The organism is Pseudomonas sp. B21-048 (assembly GCF_024748615.1).
Classification (GTDB): Bacteria; Pseudomonadota; Gammaproteobacteria; order Pseudomonadales; family Pseudomonadaceae; genus Aquipseudomonas.
This window is the reverse complement of sequence record NZ_CP087168.1, coordinates 117,533-136,136: the sequence shown is the minus strand read 5'-3', so window position 1 is coordinate 136,136 and position 18,604 is coordinate 117,533. Positions and strand designations below refer to the sequence as shown.

Here is an 18,604-nt window from a genome sequence, read left to right as displayed (position 1 = left end):
TGAGAGGAATGGCAGCACGCTACCTGAACAGTTTGGTCGGACTTGCACGTCCGTGTCACCGATTATTCAGTGACAAGGCCAGACTAGCCTTGGACTTCGACCGGAACAAGTTCACCAACACCGCTACAACTTGAAGGAAATCTCCTAGGACCTCGTTAGCGGTGATCGTTCCCACGCTCTGCGTGGGAATGCCTCAAGGGACGCTCCGCGTTCCAGCCCCACCGCCGGCGTTGCGCCTGACACCGTTGTGACGCGGAGCGTCACGGGCTGCATTCCCACGCAGAGCGTGGGAACGATCAGTGGGCTACTGCCAAGGCTTCGGCTCACCAAAGAGTTGCCCCTGAACCCCATACAACCCCATCTCACGAATCACCGCCAGCTCCCCTTCGGTCTCGACCCGCTCGGCAATCAACGGCAAATCAATGCTATGCGCCGCCCGCTGAATCGCCTCGATGAACAGACGCTTGTCGCTCTCCTGATCAATCGCCCGAATGTAACTGCCGTCGATCTTCAGATACGCCAATCCCAGCCGCGCCAGGTTGCCGATCATGCTGAAGCGCCCACCAAAACGCTGCAGACTCAGTGAGAACCCAAGCTCGCGTAAACGCCGCGTAAGCTGTTCCAGCACCGCTTGCTCGGGCAATTGTTCTTCGCCAATTTCCAGGGTCAGTCGCGCGCCCAGACTCGAATGAGAACGCAGGATCTCGAACACCTTGTTCAGCGCCTGCGGGTCCGCCAATGTCGCCGAAGACAGGTTCAGTGCCAGCGACTCTTCATGCTCGGCCATCTGCTCAAGCACCAATTCCAGCATCAAACGGTCCAGCCGCGCGGTCCAGCCGAAACGCTCGAGCCACGGCAGGAAACGCCCGGCGGGAATGGTCTGGTCCTGCTCGTCGAGCAGGCGCGACAGCACTTTGTAGTGCAGCACCATCTGCGTGTCGTGGCTGGCCACCACCGGCTGGAAATACAGTTCGAAACGCTGCTGATCCAATGCCTGATCCAACAAGGTGTGCCAGGCATGGTGATCGTCGCCAACCCGGGCCGATGCACTGTGATCGAGGCACGCCCAGCTTGGTTCGCCCTGACTTTCTGCCTGGGCCAACGCCTGATCCGCCAACCCGATGACCGCTTGCGGCGAGTCGCCATGGGCAAACGGCGCCAGCCCGATCGAGGCCACCGACGCCACGTCCGTGGCGCCCGTCGCATGCAGGCTCGCCAAGGCACTGTCGAGGTTGCTTGCCAGTTGCAGCGCTTCTTCGCGCACCAGCCCCGGCGCCAGCACGGCGAATTCACCGCCACGAATACGCGTCACGAGGTTCTGGGTTTCCGGGTACCTGGCGCATTCGCGAGACAATTGCTCGCCGACCGCTTTCAACAATTCATCGGTACGCTGACCACCCAGCCGCTGATTCAAACCAGCCAGATCCTTGACCCGCAGCAACAGCAAATAGCCGGAGCTGGCCTGCTCAGGATTGCTCACTCGCGCGTTCAATTGCATTTCGAAATAGCGCCGGTTGGCCAGGCCGGTCAGGTTGTCCTGATAGGACTCGGCCCGCAGTTTTTCACTGCGTTCGGCTTGTTCCTGGAACAGTGCCTTGAGCTTCTCGACCATCTGGTTCATGGCCTGCACCACCCGACGCAGTTCCGGGGTGCGCGGCAGTTCCGGCAGGCTGAGGAATTCACGGCGAGCAATGGCGTGGGATTGCTTGACCATGTAATCCAGCGGCTTCAGTTGCCGGCGCAGCAACAGCGCGCCCAGCACCGCACTCACCGCGCCGCAGATCAGCAACCAACCAAGGCTGCCCAACGCGCTCTGCCACAACTTGGCCAACGCGAACATCGGATGGCTGACCACCTCGACCCGCGCGGCCTGCTCCCAGCCACGGCTGACAATCGCGTCGCCACCGGCCGGTTCCAGGCCGATCAGTTTGACGAACCAGTCCGGCACGTTGGTGACCGCCGGGATGCCGCTGCGCTCGACGATCGTCTTGTCGTTGGCCAGATCGACCACGCGGATGCTCGCGTAATAGCCGCTGTCGAAGATCGAGCTGACCAGCAACTCGACCATCGCCGGGTCGTCGATGTTCGGTGTCAGGGAGAGCGCCAATGCCGTCGCGGCGTCCTGGGCGTGGGAGCGCAACTGGTTGACGTACTGGGTGCGCGAGCTTTCCAGACTGACCATGAAGCTGCCGGTGAAGGCGACCACCAGGAACAGACAGATAGCGATCAATAGCTGTTTGAACAAAGACATCCGAGCGCATGCTCCTAGTTAGTCGTCTCGACCGGAAAACCTTCGGCCTGCATTTTCTTCAACACATCCTGCCAGCGGGACAGGCGTTTGGTGTCTCCAACCTTTTTGTTGCCCTTGGCACCCGGCAACCACAACCCTTCGGCATTGAAAGAGTAGACCGGCAGCAAATCGGTTCGCTGGCTGGCGGGCTTGATCGCGTCGATCAGGCTGTCGAGCACCAAAGGCAGGGCCTCGGGGCTCGAGTAGTAGGTCAGCACCATGTGCGCGCGGTTCAGGCGCAAAGCCTTGACGTAGGTGATGCGCAGCTTGTCACTGGAGACACCGAGATGGCGCAGGCTGAAATACTTGGCGATCGCGTAGTCTTCGCAGTCGCCGGCGCCTTGCCATAGGGCTTCGATCGGCGTTTCCCAATAATCGACCTCGTGCCACAGGTCGATGTCTTCTTCGTAGCGCATTTGCTGGTTGAAGAACTGGTTGACCACCTTGAGCTGTTCCAGCTCACCCACCTGCTTATGCGTGGCCAGCAACTGCTGCCAGGCATCGATGCGCTGCCGCCCTTCCCCCAAAGGCCCGTACAATGCCTGCGCGCGGCGGCTGATCAGGGAAAAATCCCAGTCGGCATGCAGCCCGCCCAGCATGACGCCGGCCAGCAGCAGTGCGCAGCCTAGCCAGCGCAAGGTCCGAGGGATCGCGAAACGTACCGCCAATGCGAGGCATCCAGGGTAGGCAGGTGGAAGTCGGTTGATGGTGAAGGTTAGCCTGGTAAAAGACAATGGCACGGTGAGATCACTGTCGGCACGCTAGACTTTAAGGTAATGCAATCCTTTGGCCGTTTGACAACCTGTCAGGCAGTCACTAGTGTCAATTTGGATCCAAATATTTCAGCCAAACAGGGTGCGTTTGTTGTGACACAGAAGCCCAACCCTCTCAGCAGTATCAAGGTCAACGGGCCGATTCCCGCCCATTTGGCACGCTCGGTGATCGAAGAAACGCTGCGCGCGGCGATTCTCGACGGTCGCATTCCTTGCGGCATCGCCCTGCGTCAGCAAGACCTCGCCGACCTGTTCGGTGTCAGCCGCATGCCGGTGCGCGAAGCCTTGCGTCAGCTCGAAGCGCAATCGCTGCTCAACGTGATCGCCCATAAAGGCGCGGTGGTTGCACCGTTGGTTCAGGGCGACGCGGCAGAAACCTATGAACTGCGAATCCTGCTGGAGTCCGAAGCCCTGCGTCGGTCTATCCCCCTGCTTGAAGCCGCCGATTTCGAACAGGCGGCGCGCTATATCGACGAGTTGGAAACGGAACACGACTACACCGAGATCGGCCGGCTCAATCGCCTGTTCCACATGGCGCTTTACAACAAGGCTCCCAACCAGCGTCTGCTGAGACTCGTCGAGGACGGGTTGAACGAAGAGGAGCGCTTCCTGCGCTTCAACCTGGAAGCCATGGGCTTGGGCAAATTGTCTCAGGAGGATCATCGAGCGTTATTGCAGGCTGTCGAAGAGCGGGACGTCGAGCGCGCGGTGACGTTGCTCGAAAACCACCTCAACCGGGCTGTCGACGTCATCACGCGCTACCTCGAAAGCTCTGAACCACAGCGCAGGAAAACCTCGAAGTAACCCGCAGCGACAACGCCGAGCGAGCCCATCGAGCGGCTCGCTTTGGCTTACCGCGACATTGAGCTGATCCGCACCTGGATTACTCGACGAACAAATCTACTCACAAATCCTCCTTTCGTTCGCATTCCAGACCGGTGTGCCACGACTTCATCCCTGCTCCCCCCCTTCCCCCTCAAACCCGCCATTGCACCTATCAGATCAAGCAGGGGTGATAGCGACCGCCGTGAATTACGCTCACTCTTGAGCTGCCCACGAATAATGACGGACGACGCACCGCACCCGCGGAGCAGTCGACGCACCAAGAACCTACGGAAGGAGTCTTGCCACGGGAAAAGGAAGAACCGGCGTCATTTCCCAGCCAACTTCCACCCCTCAGATCACATCAAACGAACCCAGAAAAAAGTTGCTTTGAGTGAGGAATTCACTCTTTATTTAAATTTTGACCCCTATCAGTCGAAAGGAGCAACTACGCCCAAATAAAACTTTATCTACAAGTCTTATTGAAACTTGTCGCATGCGAGAAAGTTAAACTTACAACTAATTAAAAAACAACTTGCCCGACACTTTACTCGTGTATTAGTTTTTCTCTGCAACCCATAAACACCTGGCGCCAGCACCTCCTGACGACTTGCAAACATATGACACATATCCGTTCAAATTGAGGCACCCGTTCGCCAACGGAAACTTCAATGCATGTTCAACGGCACTCAACATCACTTATAGGCTCGCTCATGAAACCGACTAAAGATCGTCTCAATCAGAAGAAAGCAGAACTTAGTGCACACCCGATCTTCTCTGAAATACATTCGTTATCGGTCCTTCAACGCTTTATGGAAACCCATGTGTTTGCGGTGTGGGATTTCATGTCGCTGACCAAGCGCCTGCAACAGGAACTGACCTGCGTTCAACTGCCCTGGCTGCCGCCGCGAGATCCTCAGGCCGCGCGGTTGATCAACGAGATCGTGCTCGGTGAAGAGTCTGATGATCGTCCCGCCCAAGGTCACTACAGCCATTTCGAGTTGTACCTGGATGCAATGCGCGAAGTCGGTGCCAGCACGGTCGCCGTCGAACGCTTCGTGGCGCTGCAAAAAGAAGGCGTGAGCTATGACGTGGCCCTGCAAAGCGTGGACGTCGACCCGGCAGCCGCGCAGTTCGTGCGCCACACCTTGCACACCGCGTTGCATGCGCCGGGGCACAGTGTGGCGGCGGCGTTTCTGCATGGCCGCGAGAGTGTCATCCCGCAGATGTTCCAGCGGATTCTCGACGACTGGGGCATCGGCATCGAACAGGCGCCGACCTTCCGTTACTACCTGGAACGGCACATCGAAGTCGACTCCGAAGACCACGGCCCGGCGGCGGAAAAACTCCTCGCCCGCCTGGTCGATGGCGATCCGCAGCGCGAAGAAGACGTCTACGCCAGCGCCATTGCCGCCGTGGAAAGCCGCATCGCTCTGTGGGACGGCTTGCGCCTGAGCATGAGCGAACCGGTGGCGGAGGTGAACGCATGAACGCCGCCGACTACCAATCCTTCGCCGACGCCTGGGAGAGCCGCGCGACCATTCGCACCCGCCCCCGGCGCGTACTGGAAAACGACGACAAACTGATCTATCCGCTGAGCCGTCAGCCGCTGGTGCTGAGTGAAACCTTCCTGCGTGAATGTCCGGAACAACGGGACTTCGCCCTGGTGCAGACGCTCTACAAGTTCATCAACGACGTGGTGATTTTCGAAACCGAGATCGTCGACAAGACCGCCCGCAGCATCGCCAAAAACCGCTTCAGCGTGGCGTTCCCGTTCGCCTGTCGCTACGACGCCATGACGGTGGTGGTGGACGAGGATTACCACGCCTTGGTGGCCATGGATTTCATGCAGCAAACCGTCGCCATGACCGGCATCGCGCCGATCGGATTGCCGGATGAAATCGAACTGAGCCGTGCCATCCCGGCAGCCGTGGCCCTCGCACCGGAACACCTGCGCAGCGCCGTGGAGCTGATCTGCGTGGCCATCGCCGAGAACACCGTGACCGGTGATGTCGCGGCGTTCGCCAAGGACGACACGGTCAAGCAGTCGATCAAGGGCCTGATGGCCGATCACTTACTCGACGAGGGCCGTCACTCCGGGTTCTGGGCGCGGTTGGTGCGTATCTATTGGCACACCGCAAGCGAAGACGACCGTCAGTGCATCGCGCAAATTCTCCCGGTGTTCATCGGCCATTACCTGACCAATGACATCCAGAAGTCCTTCGACTTCCGCTTGATCGACGCCTTGCAGATCAGCGACGCAGCACGCCGGGCACTCAAGAGCGAAGTGTCGGGGCTGGCCTTCCCGATCAATCGCCATCACCCGCTGGTCGCCAACATCGTGCGGTTTTTCCGCAGCAGTTCGCTGCTCGATTCACCGTGCGTGCAAAACGCCCTGAGCGACTACCTGGTTTAACGAGGAGAACATCATGAGACGTCTCGATATTTTGCTCATTGGGCAAAGCCAGGCCCTGACCGACCTGGCGCTGGAACTCGAACAACACGGTCATTCACTGGCGCGGCTGGTGAATCTGGAGGCGCTGCCGCCCGGCACGTTTGATTTGCTGATCGACGATGCAAGCCTGCCGTTTCAGGACTTCGGCGATACACCGCGCCTGACGCTGCAGCTGGGTATCGGCGTGCCAGGCGTCTCAGGCCTGCCAGCATTGGACCTGCTGTGCACATACAACTCGATGCAACTAAGTCGCGTGCCAGTCGCCGAAGAACTGTCCGGCAATGGCCAAGCATTACGCCTGCGCGCAGTGGTCGATCTGGTCGATCATGTGGCGCTGCTGGTCAGCCGCTTCTCCCGGGATGCCGAGTATTTTCTGCTCGTCGAACCTTCAACTCCCGCTCACTTCGAGCAGGTGGAGAATCTGCTGTTTTTAGAGCGTCTGGCCTACGTCCATCAGCTCAACGCCTCAGCTGAACCCTGGTTGCTGCAACTGGCCCAGATACCGATGATTGAGCGGCTTGAACAACGCTTCAGCCAGTCCGCCGAGCGTCCGGCGCTGAACATCGCCGGTACGTCGCTGAGCTATCGGCAACTGCACGCCCACAGCCGCGCCATCCAGCAGCGATTGCAACCCTTGCTCGATCAGCATCAGGGACCGTTGGTGGTCGGGATCTGCCTGCCAAAATGCAGCGCGTTGTATGCGGGGATTCTGGCGATTCTGGGCAGCGGTGCGGTGTACCTGCCGCTGGAGCCAAGCCATCCGCTGCAACGTCAGCGGTACATTCTGGAGAACGCAGGGGCGGTGTTGTTGCTGCACGACGGAGAACATCCGCTCAGCGAGACGACGCCGGGGCTGGACATCAGCAGTATCGACATCGGCGATATGAATCTCGATCAACCCTTGATGCGCCAACGACCTGATCTCGACGCGCCGTGCATGGCGCTCTACACCTCGGGCACCACAGGCCATCCCAAAGGCGTGTTGCTCAGCCAGGCCAACCTCGCGCACTTCACGGCGTGGTACGCCGACTACGTGCAGCTGACCGAACAGAGTCGGGTGTTGCAGTTTTCATCGTTGAGTTTCGACTCATCGCTGATCGATATTTTCCCGACCCTGCTTCAGGGTGCCGAGCTGATCGTACCCAACGAGGACCAACGTCGCGACCCGCTGCAACTGGTCGAGCTGATCCGCCACCAACGACTCAGCCATGCCTTTTTGCCGCCGGCGCTGTTGAGCATCCTGCCGCTGGAGCAGTTGCAAATCCTCGATCATGTGATGACCGGTGGCGATGTTTGCGAACCCTACGTGATCGGGCAACTGACCCGCCAAGGCAATCTCTACAACCTCTACGGCCCGACCGAAGCCACGGTGCTGATCACCGCGCGCCAACTGCGCACCGGCGACAGCAACCGCACCCTTGGTGCACCGATTGCCAACAGTCAGGTGCTGATCCTCGATGAGGATTTTCAACCGGTGACCGAGCACACCGTCGGTGAGCTGTACATCGTCGGTCCGGGGGTGTGTCTGGGTTACCTGAACAATCCGCAGCAGACTGCCGAACGCTATCTGAACCTGAGCCTGCCAAACGGCCAGAGCTTGCGCGCCTACCGCTCCGGCGACATGGCCAAGTGGACCGGCGACGGTATCGAACTGTGCGGGCGGCGAGACAATCAGGTGAAGATTCGCGGCTTTCGGGTCGAGCCGGAAGAGATCGAACGCTGCCTGCGCGACAGCCAGCTGTACCGTCAGGTGGCGGTGGTCATCGACCCTCATCGACGGATTCTGGCCTTTCTCGCGCAGCCTCAGGAAGAGCAACCCGGCGCTGCTCGCGAAGCCTTGAAAGCCCACGCGATGCAGTTTCTGCCGGACTATATGCAGCCGACCGCATGGACCGAACTGGCGAGCATGCCGTTCGCCAGCAACGGCAAGGTCGACCGCAAAGCGCTGTTGGAACTGCCCGTCAACGTGACCGAAAACAGCCAGCGGCGTTTGCCTGCCAGCGCCGATGAAGCGCTGCTGCTGAATATCTGGGCCGAGCTGCTGGAGCTGCCCGCCAGCGACATTTCCACCGACGAAAGTTTCTTCAATCTCGGCGGGCACTCGATTCTGCTGTCGCGCATGCTCCTGCGTTTGCGTGAAGAATTCGGTCGCAGTATCTCGATCAACCGTTTCATCGAACTGCCCACAATTGCGAAGCTGGCGACCTTGGTCCGCGGCTCCGGGACCGAGGAAGTGCTAAGCGACAAAGCCCTGGCCGATGCCTTCCGTGAACTGGACATCAAGCCGTTGCCAGTCAGCCGAATGGGCGATGTCCACAAGGTGATCGTCACCGGCGCCAACAGTTTTGTCGGTGTGCACATCGTCGAAGCGCTACTGGCCTGGGGCGCCAGCGAAGTAGCGTGCCTGGTGCGCGATGGCGGCGGGCAATCGGCGGCGCAACGCTTCGCTGATGCGTTGCGGGAAAACCGGTTGGAGCATCTGGACCTGAGCCGGGTGCGGGTTTATGCGGCGGACATCACTCGCCCGCAACTGGGGCTCAGCGAAGATGTTTATCAACGACTGGACCGTGAGTTCGGTGCCCTGGTGCACAACGCCGCCAACGTCAATCACGTCCTCGATTACGAGTCGTTGGCGCGGGATAACGTCGAGCCGATTTTCGAATGCCTGCGTTTGTGTGAAGGGCGCAGCAAGAAGATCTTCAACTTCGTCTCGACGCTCTCGGCGTCCAGCACGATTTCCGACGATGGCCGGGTGTTGGAGTTGCCCGCCGCGCAGACGCCGCCGATCTACATCAAGAACGGCTACAACCTGTCCAAATGGGTCGGCGAGCGGATCCTCGAACGGGCGCGGGAGCGTGGGGTGCGGGTCAATCTTTATCGCCCCGGCAACATCAGCTTCAACAGCCTCACCGGCGTCTGCCAGCCCCACAAAAATCGCTTGATGCTAATGCTCAAGGGCTCGATCCAGCTCGGCCAGGTGCCGGAGTTCGCGCTGAATTTCGACCTGATGCCGGTGGATTTCCTCGCCCGTTTCATCGCCTTCCACGCCAGCCGTTACCAGGCCGAAAAAGCGGTGTTCAACCTGCACAACCCCGAGCCCCTGAGCTGGGACACCTACGTGGCGTCCTTTCGCGAGGCCGGTCGGGAGTTCGCCATGGTCAGCGTCGCCGACTGGCAACAGCAACTGGGCCGGGTCGACAGCGACAACGCGCTGTTTGGCGTACTGGGTTTCTACCTCAACGGCTTCGAGGAAGACATCGGCGACATCTCGATGATCGGCCACGACAACGCCCAGGCCGGCGTCCGGCAGATGGGCGCGCACTACCCGGAAAAATCCCCGGCGCTGCTGCGGCGCGGCTGCGACTACCTCAAAGAAATCAACTTCATCTGATTCACCCTACCCCTGCACGGAGCAAAACCATGAAGACTCTGCAACCCGATACCCTGATCAAAAACCCTCACGGCTGCCAGGTCATTTCTTCGGTGGAAGTACCGGCCGATGCAATGCAAGTCTGGGCCGTGGTCGGCAACTTTGCCGGCTTCGACCAATTCATTCCGGCGCTGTCGCACATCGAGATGACGGGCGACGGCGTGTCGTCGCTGCGCAAGAAATTCTTCAAGGACGGCAATCTGGTGGTCGAGCAACTCAACTCCCGGGATGATCAGGCGCTGAACATGACCTGGACGACGATCTACAACACGCTGGGCGTGGCCAATTTGTGGGCGGCGATGAGTGTTGAATCCTTGGGGGCGAGCAAGTCGCGGGCGACCTGGACCATCATCGCCGAACCGGCCCAGGGCGGTGCCGAAGCCCTGCCGGGGTTCAAGGATTTCGTTCAGGGGTTTGCCGATGATGCGATGGGGAATGTGTTGAAGCTGTTTGGGTAAGACTTTGGTTCGGCGGTGCCTGATCTGCCGCTTTCGCGGGCAAGTCGGATCGCCGCACCGCTCGCGCCTACAAGGGCTAACTTGTAGGCGCGAGCGGTGCGGCGATCCGACTTGCCCGCGAAGAACGATAACGCGGCCCAACTGACCTCAATCAGATCTTGAAGCTATCAACCAGTTGCTTCAACCGATTGGCCTGCTGGGACAGCGCATCGCAATCCTTCAACGTTTCATTGAGGTTGGCCACGCTCTGCTGGTTCAGCAGGTTGATCTGACTGACGTCGACGTTGAGGGTTTCCACCACGGCGGTCTGCTCTTCAGTCGCTGCGGCCACCGATTGGTTCATGCCGTCGATTTCGCCGATGCGCTGGGTCACGCTGACCAGTCGCAGGCCGGCCTGGTTCGCCACTTCAACGCTCTGCTCGCTGGACACCTGACTGGCGTTCATGGTGGTCACCGCTTCGCGAGAACCGATCTGCAGCGAACTGATCATCTTGTGGATTTCTTCCGCCGACTCCTGGGTGCGATGAGCCAGGTTACGCACCTCGTCCGCCACTACCGCAAAACCACGACCCGCCTCACCGGCACGGGCCGCTTCGATGGCCGCATTGAGCGCCAGCAAATTGGTCTGCTGGGAGATGCCTTTGATCACATCGAGAATGTGGCCGATGTTGTCGGTGCTCGCGTTCAGGGTTTCGATCTGCGTGCAAGACAGGCTGATCTTCTGCGACAGCTCATTCATGGCCAGAATGGTTTTTTCCACCACCTGACGACCATCATCAGCCTGCTCGCTCGCGCCGCTGGCGTGTTGCGAAGCATCGGCGGCGTTGCGGGCGATTTCCTGGGTAGCAGCGCCCAATTGGTTGATCGCCGCGGCCACGCTGTTGGTGCGGGCGCTTTGTTCGTCGGAGCCAAGGATCGAAGCGTTTGACGATGCCATCACCCGTTGTGACAGGTCATGAACCTGACGGGTCGCCGAGGATACTTCGCAAATCGACGCGTGAATCCGCTCCACGAACTGGTTGAAGGAACCGCCCAACTCGCCGAACTCATCTTTGCTTTCTACGACCAGGCGACGGGTCAGGTCGCCCTCACCCTGCGCGATGTTCTGCATTGCACGGCCCATCGTAGTCAGCGGACGCATCAGCACATTGATCAGCAGGCTCAGCAGTACCGCAATGGTGGTCACGGCGATGAGTATCGCGATCAGCGCCGAGGTGCGGAACTGGCTCAGCGGCGCGTAGGCCTTGGCTTTGTCGATCGACAGACCGACATACCACTCGGCATTCGGCAAACCCGTCACCGGGGTGAACGAGAGGATGCGGTCCTGCTTGTTCAGTTCTACTTCCTGAATCCCCTTTTCGATGCGGACATTGGACCCCGGATAGATGTCTTTCAGGTTCTTCATCACCTGATCCTTGTCCGGGCTGACGATCACTTGACCCTCGGCGCTGACGAGGAACGCATGACCGATGCCACCGAAGTCCACCGAGTTGATGATCTTCACCAGGGTTTCCAGACTCAGGTCGCCGCCGACGACGCCCAGCAGCTCGCCGCTCTTTTTCACCGGCATGGCGATGGTCACCACCAACCCGCCGACCGCGGCCATGTAAGGCGGGGTCAGCATGGTCTTGTCGGCGACCACGGCTTGTTTGTACCAAGGGCGCTGACGCGGATCGTAACCGTCCGGCATCTTCGCGTCAGGGCGCTGGGTGAACACACCATTGGCCTGCCCGACGTAAGTGAACTGAAAGTTCGAGGTGAGGGCGGGTTGATCCACCAGCCCCGGCAGATCGGCATGGGTGCCTTGATGGGCAACGTTTTGCGCAAGGTTTTCCAGAACCAGAACGCGGCCGCTCATCCAGTTCTGTACGCTGCTGGCGGTCAAATCGCCGGCTTGCTCCACGGAAGACTCGATGTTTTGCCGAATGGTGTTTCGCTGCAGATAGTCGTTGTACAAAGTGAACAACGCAAAAGCCAGCACCACGACGCCTGAAGCGGCCAGCAGAATTTTATGGCTGAACTTAAGATTCATTTCATAGGACTTCTTATGCAAAAAGTGGGGATGCGTTCCGGGTTGCAACATTCCATGTAACAGCGCAGACGGCATTCTGGAGCCGCTCTACTTTGGTGCACGCATGTCTCATCAGTCTGTCGGCACGAGTGGGAGAAATCTTAGGGGTTTGTACGAAAACCGTCAGATACCCGCCGAACGGCGTGCCAGAGAACCCGAGTAGCGCGGTGCCTGGGGCTCAAGTCGCTTTCAACGCTTTGGAAAACAGCGCGCAGGGACTCGGGCGGCGCCAAGCGTTGAAGCTGCTGTCGGACGCGTTGCTGATGGGTTCGGCGGCGTGGCTGGGCAAGGATGCGATCGGCTGGCAGCAGTGGGCCGCCGATGGCCTGCCGATTCAGGTGCAGGCCGGGCAGAGCTATCTGATCAATCGAAGTCGCACACAGGTGGCACCGCCTCAAGACATGGACACCGGCGCCTGGGTCGATGGCTTGATCGTCACCCGTAACATGCGCCTCGGGGACTTCATTAATGAAGTCGGGCGTTACCGTCCCGGCTATCTGACCTGCGCGGCGGACATTGCCCACTTGCGGCTGTCCGGAGTTTTCCATCTCGACGACACCGACAAACTGCTGGCCATCCTGCCGCACACCCTGCAGGTGCAACTGCGCTATCGCACTCGCTGGTGGGTCTGGAGCGACAGGCCTGAATTATTTTTGGCGGGTTTTCCGAACGAGTCCGGCTTAGTCAGTAAGCACTTCAACTCTGCCTTCAGCGACTTCCTACGGAAACCTACAATGACTGCGCGCGCCATCAGTAAGAATCCTCTCCATTTCGCCACGGAATCAGGCGTCTTGCGCCACGCCGTCCGCGCGACGCTGTTCTCGACCGCATTGGGTGTCGGCCTGCTGCCGACAGCACAGGGCAGCGAAGCCGTTAGCTACCGCTACAACATTGCCGCCGGCCCCTTGAGCGATGTGCTCAACCCATTCGCGCGTGGGCATCACTCTGTCGACGACTCCAGCTCAAACTCAAGGCCTCCAGTCACCGGGGCTACAGGGCGACTATTCGGCGGATCAGGCGTTGAGCCATTTGCTCAACGGCACAGGGCTTGTGGCCGTCAGCCAGGATGGCCGCAGCTATGTGCTGCGGCCCGTCGCTGAGACCGAAGCCCTGGCACTACCTATTACGGACATCAAAGGCTTCGCCCTGGGCAATGCGCTGGGCAGTATGGAGGGTTACCACGCAACGCACAGCCAGATCGCCACCAAGACCAGTACCACGCTGCTGGAAACCTCGCAAAGCGTGTCCGTGGTGACCCGCGAGCAAATGGACGACCAAGGCTCGCAAACCGTGTCCCAGGCGATGCGCTACACCCCGGGCGTATTGACCAACGAGTCCTACGTGGCCTCCTGTGCCAGCCTGAACTTCTGCTACCTGGGTGAAGAGCGCAACGTCGCCGCTACCGTGCGCTACCAGTTCTAACGACTCGTTATTACGACAAAGCCAGCACCTGAATTCAGGCGCTGGCTTTGTTGTCTCTGCAGGAAAACTCCATGCGTGCATTTCTGGCTCTACTTCATCGCTACATTGGCTTGGCGACTGCGTTGTTTCTGCTGATGGCGGGGCTGACGGGCAGCAATTTGGCGTTCAATCATGAACTGGACGGATGGCTCAATCCGGGGTTTTATTCAGCGTCTGCCGAAGGTCAACGTTTGCCACCTGGTGCCTTGGTCGACAAGCTGCAAGCGGAGCACCCGAGGCTGCAGGTCTGGTACATGGAATACCCGTCAGAGCCGGGTCATACCGCATTGCTGGCGGCGGTACCACGCAATGATCCTGCTACCGGAAAACCTTTTGCCGAACTCAATCAGGTGTTCTATCTGGATCCGGTCAATGGCGAGCAGAAAGGGCAGCGGTTCTGGGGAGAATGCTGCTTTCAGCGGGAGAACTTCATCCCTTTCATTCTTGAGTTCCACTACAACCTGGTCCTACCGAATAACTGGGGTTTGTTGTTAATGGGACTGGTCGCGATTGCCTGGGTTATCGACTGTTTCATTGCCCTTTGGCTGACGCTTCCACGAGGGAAACCATTCTGGAAGAAATGGTCGATGGCTTGGAAGATCAAAGGTGAGCATGCCTACCGGCTGAATTTTGACCTGCATCGGGCCGGTGGTTTGTTGCTTTGGTTATTGCTGCTGCCGATCGCTATCAGCAGTGTCGCCATGAACCTGCCGAGCCAGGTCTTCAAGCCTGCGGTTTCATTGTTTTCGCCAATCGAACCGAGCGTCTATGAAGCACGTGGACGCATGCCTGCCGAGGAGCTGGGAGTTACGCGGCCGAGTTATCAACAGGCTTATGAACGTGCGTAGCAGGAAGGGCAATGGCTGGGGCTGACAGCGGCGATCGGGGAGTTGTATTACAACGTTGAATACAACTTTTATGGGGCGGGGTTTGGGCAACATGATACCGAGGCCCATGGAAAGTCCTGGCTGTTCTTCCATGGCACGGACGGGCGTTTACTGGAGCAGGAAATCGCCGGGCAAGGCACCTTGGGAGAACGTTTTTATCGGCTGCAATTGCCGATACACGGAGGGCGGATCATTGGACTCACCGGACAAGTGATGATCGCGGTATTGGGTATTTTGATTGCAGTATTGTCGGGGACGGGAATCTATATCTGGTGGCGCAAGTTGCTGGCTCGAAGGAGTAGCAAGGCACGCAAGAGCGGGATGTACCCCATACCGGATTGAGGTTTCTATAGCCCAGAAAGACAAAACCCCTGTCTGCATAAGCAGACAGGGGTTTCGGAATTCAATCTTGACGATGACCTACTCTCACATGGGGAAACCCCACACTACCATCGGCGATGCATCGTTTCACTGCTGAGTTCGGGATGGGATCAGGTGGTTCCAATGCTCTATGGTCGTCAAGAAATTCTGTGACCAGCTCGTTACAACGGTAACGTGCCAGCAAAATCGGTGACTTCTACTAAAACAAAACCCCTACCTGCAGACGCAGATAGGGGTTTCGGAATTCAATCTTGACGATGACCTACTCTCACATGGGGAAACCCCACACTACCATCGGCGATGCATCGTTTCACTGCTGAGTTCGGGATGGGATCAGGTGGTTCCAATGCTCTATGGTCGTCAAGAAATTCGGGTACTGAGTCGTGACCAGCTGGCCTCGCTTCAGCAAATTGGGTATGTAATAGATTTGTGTGTTTGTTTCTCGAACTTTCGGTTCGTTGCGTCTTCACACACCGCAATCTGGCCTTTCGACGCAAATTGCTTGGGTGTTATATGGTCAAGCCTCACGGGCAATTAGTATTGGTTAGCTCAACGCCTCACAGCGCTTACACACCCAACCTATCAACGTCGTAGTCTTCGACGGCCCTTCAGGGGACTCAAGGTCCCAGTGAGATCTCATCTTGAGGCTAGTTTCCCGCTTAGATGCTTTCAGCGGTTATCTATTCCGAACATAGCTACCCGGCAATGCCACTGGCGTGACAACCGGAACACCAGAGGTTCGTCCACTCCGGTCCTCTCGTACTAGGAGCAGCCCCTCTCAAATCTCAAACGTCCACGGCAGATAGGGACCGAACTGTCTCACGACGTTCTAAACCCAGCTCGCGTACCACTTTAAATGGCGAACAGCCATACCCTTGGGACCGGCTTCAGCCCCAGGATGTGATGAGCCGACATCGAGGTGCCAAACACCGCCGTCGATATGAACTCTTGGGCGGTATCAGCCTGTTATCCCCGGAGTACCTTTTATCCGTTGAGCGATGGCCCTTCCATACAGAACCACCGGATCACTAAGACCTACTTTCGTACCTGCTCGACGTGTCTGTCTCGCAGTCAAGCGCGCTTTTGCCTTTATACTCTACGACCGATTTCCGACCGGTCTGAGCGCACCTTCGTACTCCTCCGTTACTCTTTAGGAGGAGACCGCCCCAGTCAAACTACCCACCATACACTGTCCTCGATCCGGATAACGGACCTGAGTTAGAACCTCAAAGTTGCCAGGGTGGTATTTCAAGGTTGGCTCCACGCGAACTGGCGTCCACGCTTCAAAGCCTCCCACCTATCCTACACAAGCAAATTCAAAGTCCAGTGCAAAGCTATAGTAAAGGTTCACGGGGTCTTTCCGTCTAGCCGCGGATACACTGCATCTTCACAGCGATTTCAATTTCACTGAGTCTCGGGTGGAGACAGCGCCGCCATCGTTACGCCATTCGTGCAGGTCGGAACTTACCCGACAAGGAATTTCGCTACCTTAGGACCGTTATAGTTACGGCCGCCGTTTACCGGGGCTTCGATCAAGAGCTTCGCGTTAGCTAACCCCATCAATTAACCTTCCGGCACCGGGCAGGCGTCACACCCTATACGTCCACTTTCGTGTTTGCAGAGTGCTGTGTTTTTAATAAACAGTCGCAGCGGCCTGGTATCTTCGACCGGCATGGGCTTACGCAGTAAATGCTTCACCCTCACCGGCGCACCTTCTCCCGAAGTTACGGTGCCATTTTGCCTAGTTCCTTCACCCGAGTTCTCTCAAGCGCCTTGGTATTCTCTACCCAACCACCTGTGTCGGTTTGGGGTACGGTTCCTGGTTACCTGAAGCTTAGAAGCTTTTCTTGGAAGCATGGCATCAACCACTTCGTGTTCTAAAAGAACACTCGTCATCAGCTCTCGGCCTTAGAATCCCGGATTTACCTAAGATTCCAGCCTACCACCTTAAACTTGGACAACCAACGCCAAGCTGGCCTAGCCTTCTCCGTCCCTCCATCGCAATAACCAGAAGTACAGGAATATTAACCTGTTTTCCATCGACTACGCTTTTCAGCCTCGCCTTAGGGACCGACTAACCCTGCGTCGATTAACGTTGCGCAGGAAACCTTGGTCTTTCGGCGTGGGTGTTTTTCACACCCATTGTCGTTACTCATGTCAGCATTCGCACTTCTGATACCTCCAGCAAGCTTCTCAACTCACCTTCACAGGCTTACAGAACGCTCCTCTACCGCATCACCTAAGTGATACCCGTAGCTTCGGTGTATGGTTTGAGCCCCGTTACATCTTCCGCGCAGGCCGACTCGACTAGTGAGCTATTACGCTTTCTTTAAAGGGTGGCTGCTTCTAAGCCAACCTCCTAGCTGTCTAAGCCTTCCCACATCGTTTCCCACTTAACCATAACTTTGGGACCTTAGCTGACGGTCTGGGTTGTTTCCCTTTTCACGACGGACGTTAGCACCCGCCGTGTGTCTCCCATGCTCGGCACTTGTAGGTATTCGGAGTTTGCATCGGTTTGGTAAGTCGGGATGACCCCCTAGCCGAAACAGTGCTCTACCCCCTACAGTGATACATGAGGCGCTACCTAAATAGCTTTCGAGGAGAACCAGCTATCTCCGAGCTTGATTAGCCTTTCACTCCGATCCACAGGTCATCCGCTAACTTTTCAACGGTAGTCGGTTCGGTCCTCCAGTTAGTGTTACCCAACCTTCAACCTGCCCATGGATAGATCGCCCGGTTTCGGGTCTATTCCCAGCGACTAGACGCCCTATTAAGACTCGCTTTCGCTACGCCTCCCCTATTCGGTTAAGCTCGCCACTGAAAATAAGTCGCTGACCCATTATACAAAAGGTACGCAGTCACCCAACAAAGTGGGCTCCCACTGCTTGTACGCATACGGTTTCAGGATCTATTTCACTCCCCTCTCCGGGGTTCTTTTCGCCTTTCCCTCACGGTACTAGTTCACTATCGGTCAGTCAGTAGTATTTAGCCTTGGAGGATGGTCCCCCCATATTCAGACAAAGTTTCTCGTGCTCCGTCCTACTCGATTTCATGACTAAGAGATTTTCGCGTACAGGGCTATCACCCACTATGGCCGCACTTTCCAGAGCGTTCCGCTAATCTCAAAGCCACTTAAGGGCTAGTCCCCGTTCGCTCGCCACTACTAAGGGAATCTCGGTTGATTTCTTTTCCTCAGGGTACTTAGATGTTTCAGTTCCCCTGGTTCGCTTCTTAAGCCTATGTATTCAGCTTAAGATACCTAACTTATGTTAGGTGGGTTCCCCCATTCAGACATCTCCGGATCAAAGTCTGTTTGCCGACTCCCCGAAGCTTTTCGCAGGCTACCACGTCTTTCATCGCCTCTGACTGCCAAGGCATCCACCGTATGCGCTTCTTCACTTGACCATATAACCCCAAGCAATCTGGTTATACTGTGAAGACGACATTCGCCGAAAATTCGCGATTAAACTCACAAATTTTACCTTAGCCTGAACAACACCAGTGAAAGTGCCATCCAGTCTATCTTTCTATCACATACCCAAATTTTTAAAGAACGATCTAATCAAAGACTAGAAA

The 18,604-nt window shown here is 57.6% G+C and carries 8 protein-coding genes, 3 rRNA genes and 3 pseudogenes; 8 read left to right on the top strand and 6 right to left on the bottom strand.

What is annotated here, in order from left to right:
• Positions 1-304 precede the first annotated feature (304 nt).
• Both lapD and lapG read right to left on the bottom strand, forming a co-directional pair.
• The gene (gene lapD / locus LOY56_RS00645) at positions 305-2,251 is read right to left on the bottom strand and encodes a cyclic di-GMP receptor LapD (RefSeq protein ID WP_258618713.1); all 1,947 of its coding nucleotides are present in this window, start codon (positions 2,249-2,251) and stop codon (positions 305-307) included.
• A gap of 14 nt (positions 2,252-2,265) precedes the next feature.
• Positions 2,266-2,958 carry a cysteine protease LapG gene (gene lapG / locus LOY56_RS00640; protein ID WP_258618710.1) on the bottom strand — a complete coding sequence of 231 codons (693 nt, stop codon included), beginning with the start codon at positions 2,956-2,958 and terminating at the stop codon, positions 2,266-2,268.
• A gap of 198 nt (positions 2,959-3,156) precedes the next feature.
• Here lapG and LOY56_RS00635 point away from each other — a divergent pair, with 198 nt between their 5' ends.
• The 5 genes from LOY56_RS00635 (at position 3,157) to LOY56_RS00615 (ending at position 10,228) form a co-directional block, all read left to right on the top strand.
• A complete protein-coding gene (locus tag LOY56_RS00635; protein WP_258618708.1) occupies positions 3,157-3,867 on the top strand; it encodes a GntR family transcriptional regulator in 711 nt (236 codons plus the stop codon).
• Between the two features lie 731 nt (positions 3,868-4,598).
• Complete coding sequence (locus LOY56_RS00630) at positions 4,599-5,375, top strand: DUF3050 domain-containing protein (protein ID WP_007941184.1); 777 nt, start codon at positions 4,599-4,601, stop codon at positions 5,373-5,375.
• Entirely contained in the window at positions 5,372-6,301 is a 930-nt protein-coding gene (locus LOY56_RS00625; RefSeq protein ID WP_258618704.1) for a diiron oxygenase, read from the top strand. The genes LOY56_RS00630 and LOY56_RS00625 overlap by 4 nt, the downstream gene beginning before the upstream one ends.
• 13 nt (positions 6,302-6,314) lie before the next feature.
• Positions 6,315-9,731, top strand: coding sequence for a non-ribosomal peptide synthetase (locus LOY56_RS00620; protein WP_258618701.1), 3,417 nt, complete (start codon positions 6,315-6,317; stop codon positions 9,729-9,731).
• Between the two features lie 29 nt (positions 9,732-9,760).
• Positions 9,761-10,228, top strand: coding sequence for an SRPBCC family protein (locus LOY56_RS00615; RefSeq protein ID WP_258618698.1), 468 nt, complete (start codon positions 9,761-9,763; stop codon positions 10,226-10,228).
• Positions 10,229-10,379: 151 nt separating this feature from the next.
• Here LOY56_RS00615 and LOY56_RS00610 read toward each other — a convergent pair whose 3' ends face one another.
• On the bottom strand, positions 10,380-12,260 hold the full coding sequence (locus LOY56_RS00610) for a methyl-accepting chemotaxis protein (RefSeq protein WP_258618697.1): 1,881 nt from the start codon (positions 12,258-12,260) through the stop codon (positions 10,380-10,382).
• A gap of 203 nt (positions 12,261-12,463) precedes the next feature.
• Here LOY56_RS00610 and LOY56_RS00605 point away from each other — a divergent pair.
• The 3 pseudogenes from LOY56_RS00605 to LOY56_RS00595 form a co-directional block, all read left to right on the top strand.
• Positions 12,464-12,940: pseudogene (locus LOY56_RS00605) on the top strand (hypothetical protein); the annotation flags it as partial.
• Between the two features lie 93 nt (positions 12,941-13,033).
• A pseudogene (locus tag LOY56_RS00600) lies at positions 13,034-13,631 on the top strand (secretin and TonB N-terminal domain-containing protein); the annotation flags it as partial.
• A 161-nt stretch (positions 13,632-13,792) separates the two neighbouring features.
• A pseudogene (locus LOY56_RS00595) lies at positions 13,793-14,989 on the top strand (PepSY-associated TM helix domain-containing protein).
• A 65-nt stretch (positions 14,990-15,054) separates the two neighbouring features.
• Here the strand turns inward: LOY56_RS00595 and rrf (LOY56_RS00590) are convergent.
• The 3 genes from rrf (LOY56_RS00590) to LOY56_RS00580 all read right to left on the bottom strand — a co-directional run bounded on the left by rrf (LOY56_RS00590) (position 15,055) and on the right by LOY56_RS00580 (position 18,433).
• Positions 15,055-15,170 (bottom strand): 5S ribosomal RNA (gene rrf, locus LOY56_RS00590).
• Between the two features lie 107 nt (positions 15,171-15,277).
• Positions 15,278-15,393: ribosomal RNA gene (rrf, locus tag LOY56_RS00585) — 5S ribosomal RNA — on the bottom strand.
• Between the two features lie 148 nt (positions 15,394-15,541).
• Positions 15,542-18,433, bottom strand: a 23S ribosomal RNA gene (locus LOY56_RS00580).
• Between the last annotated feature and the right edge of the window lie 171 nt (positions 18,434-18,604).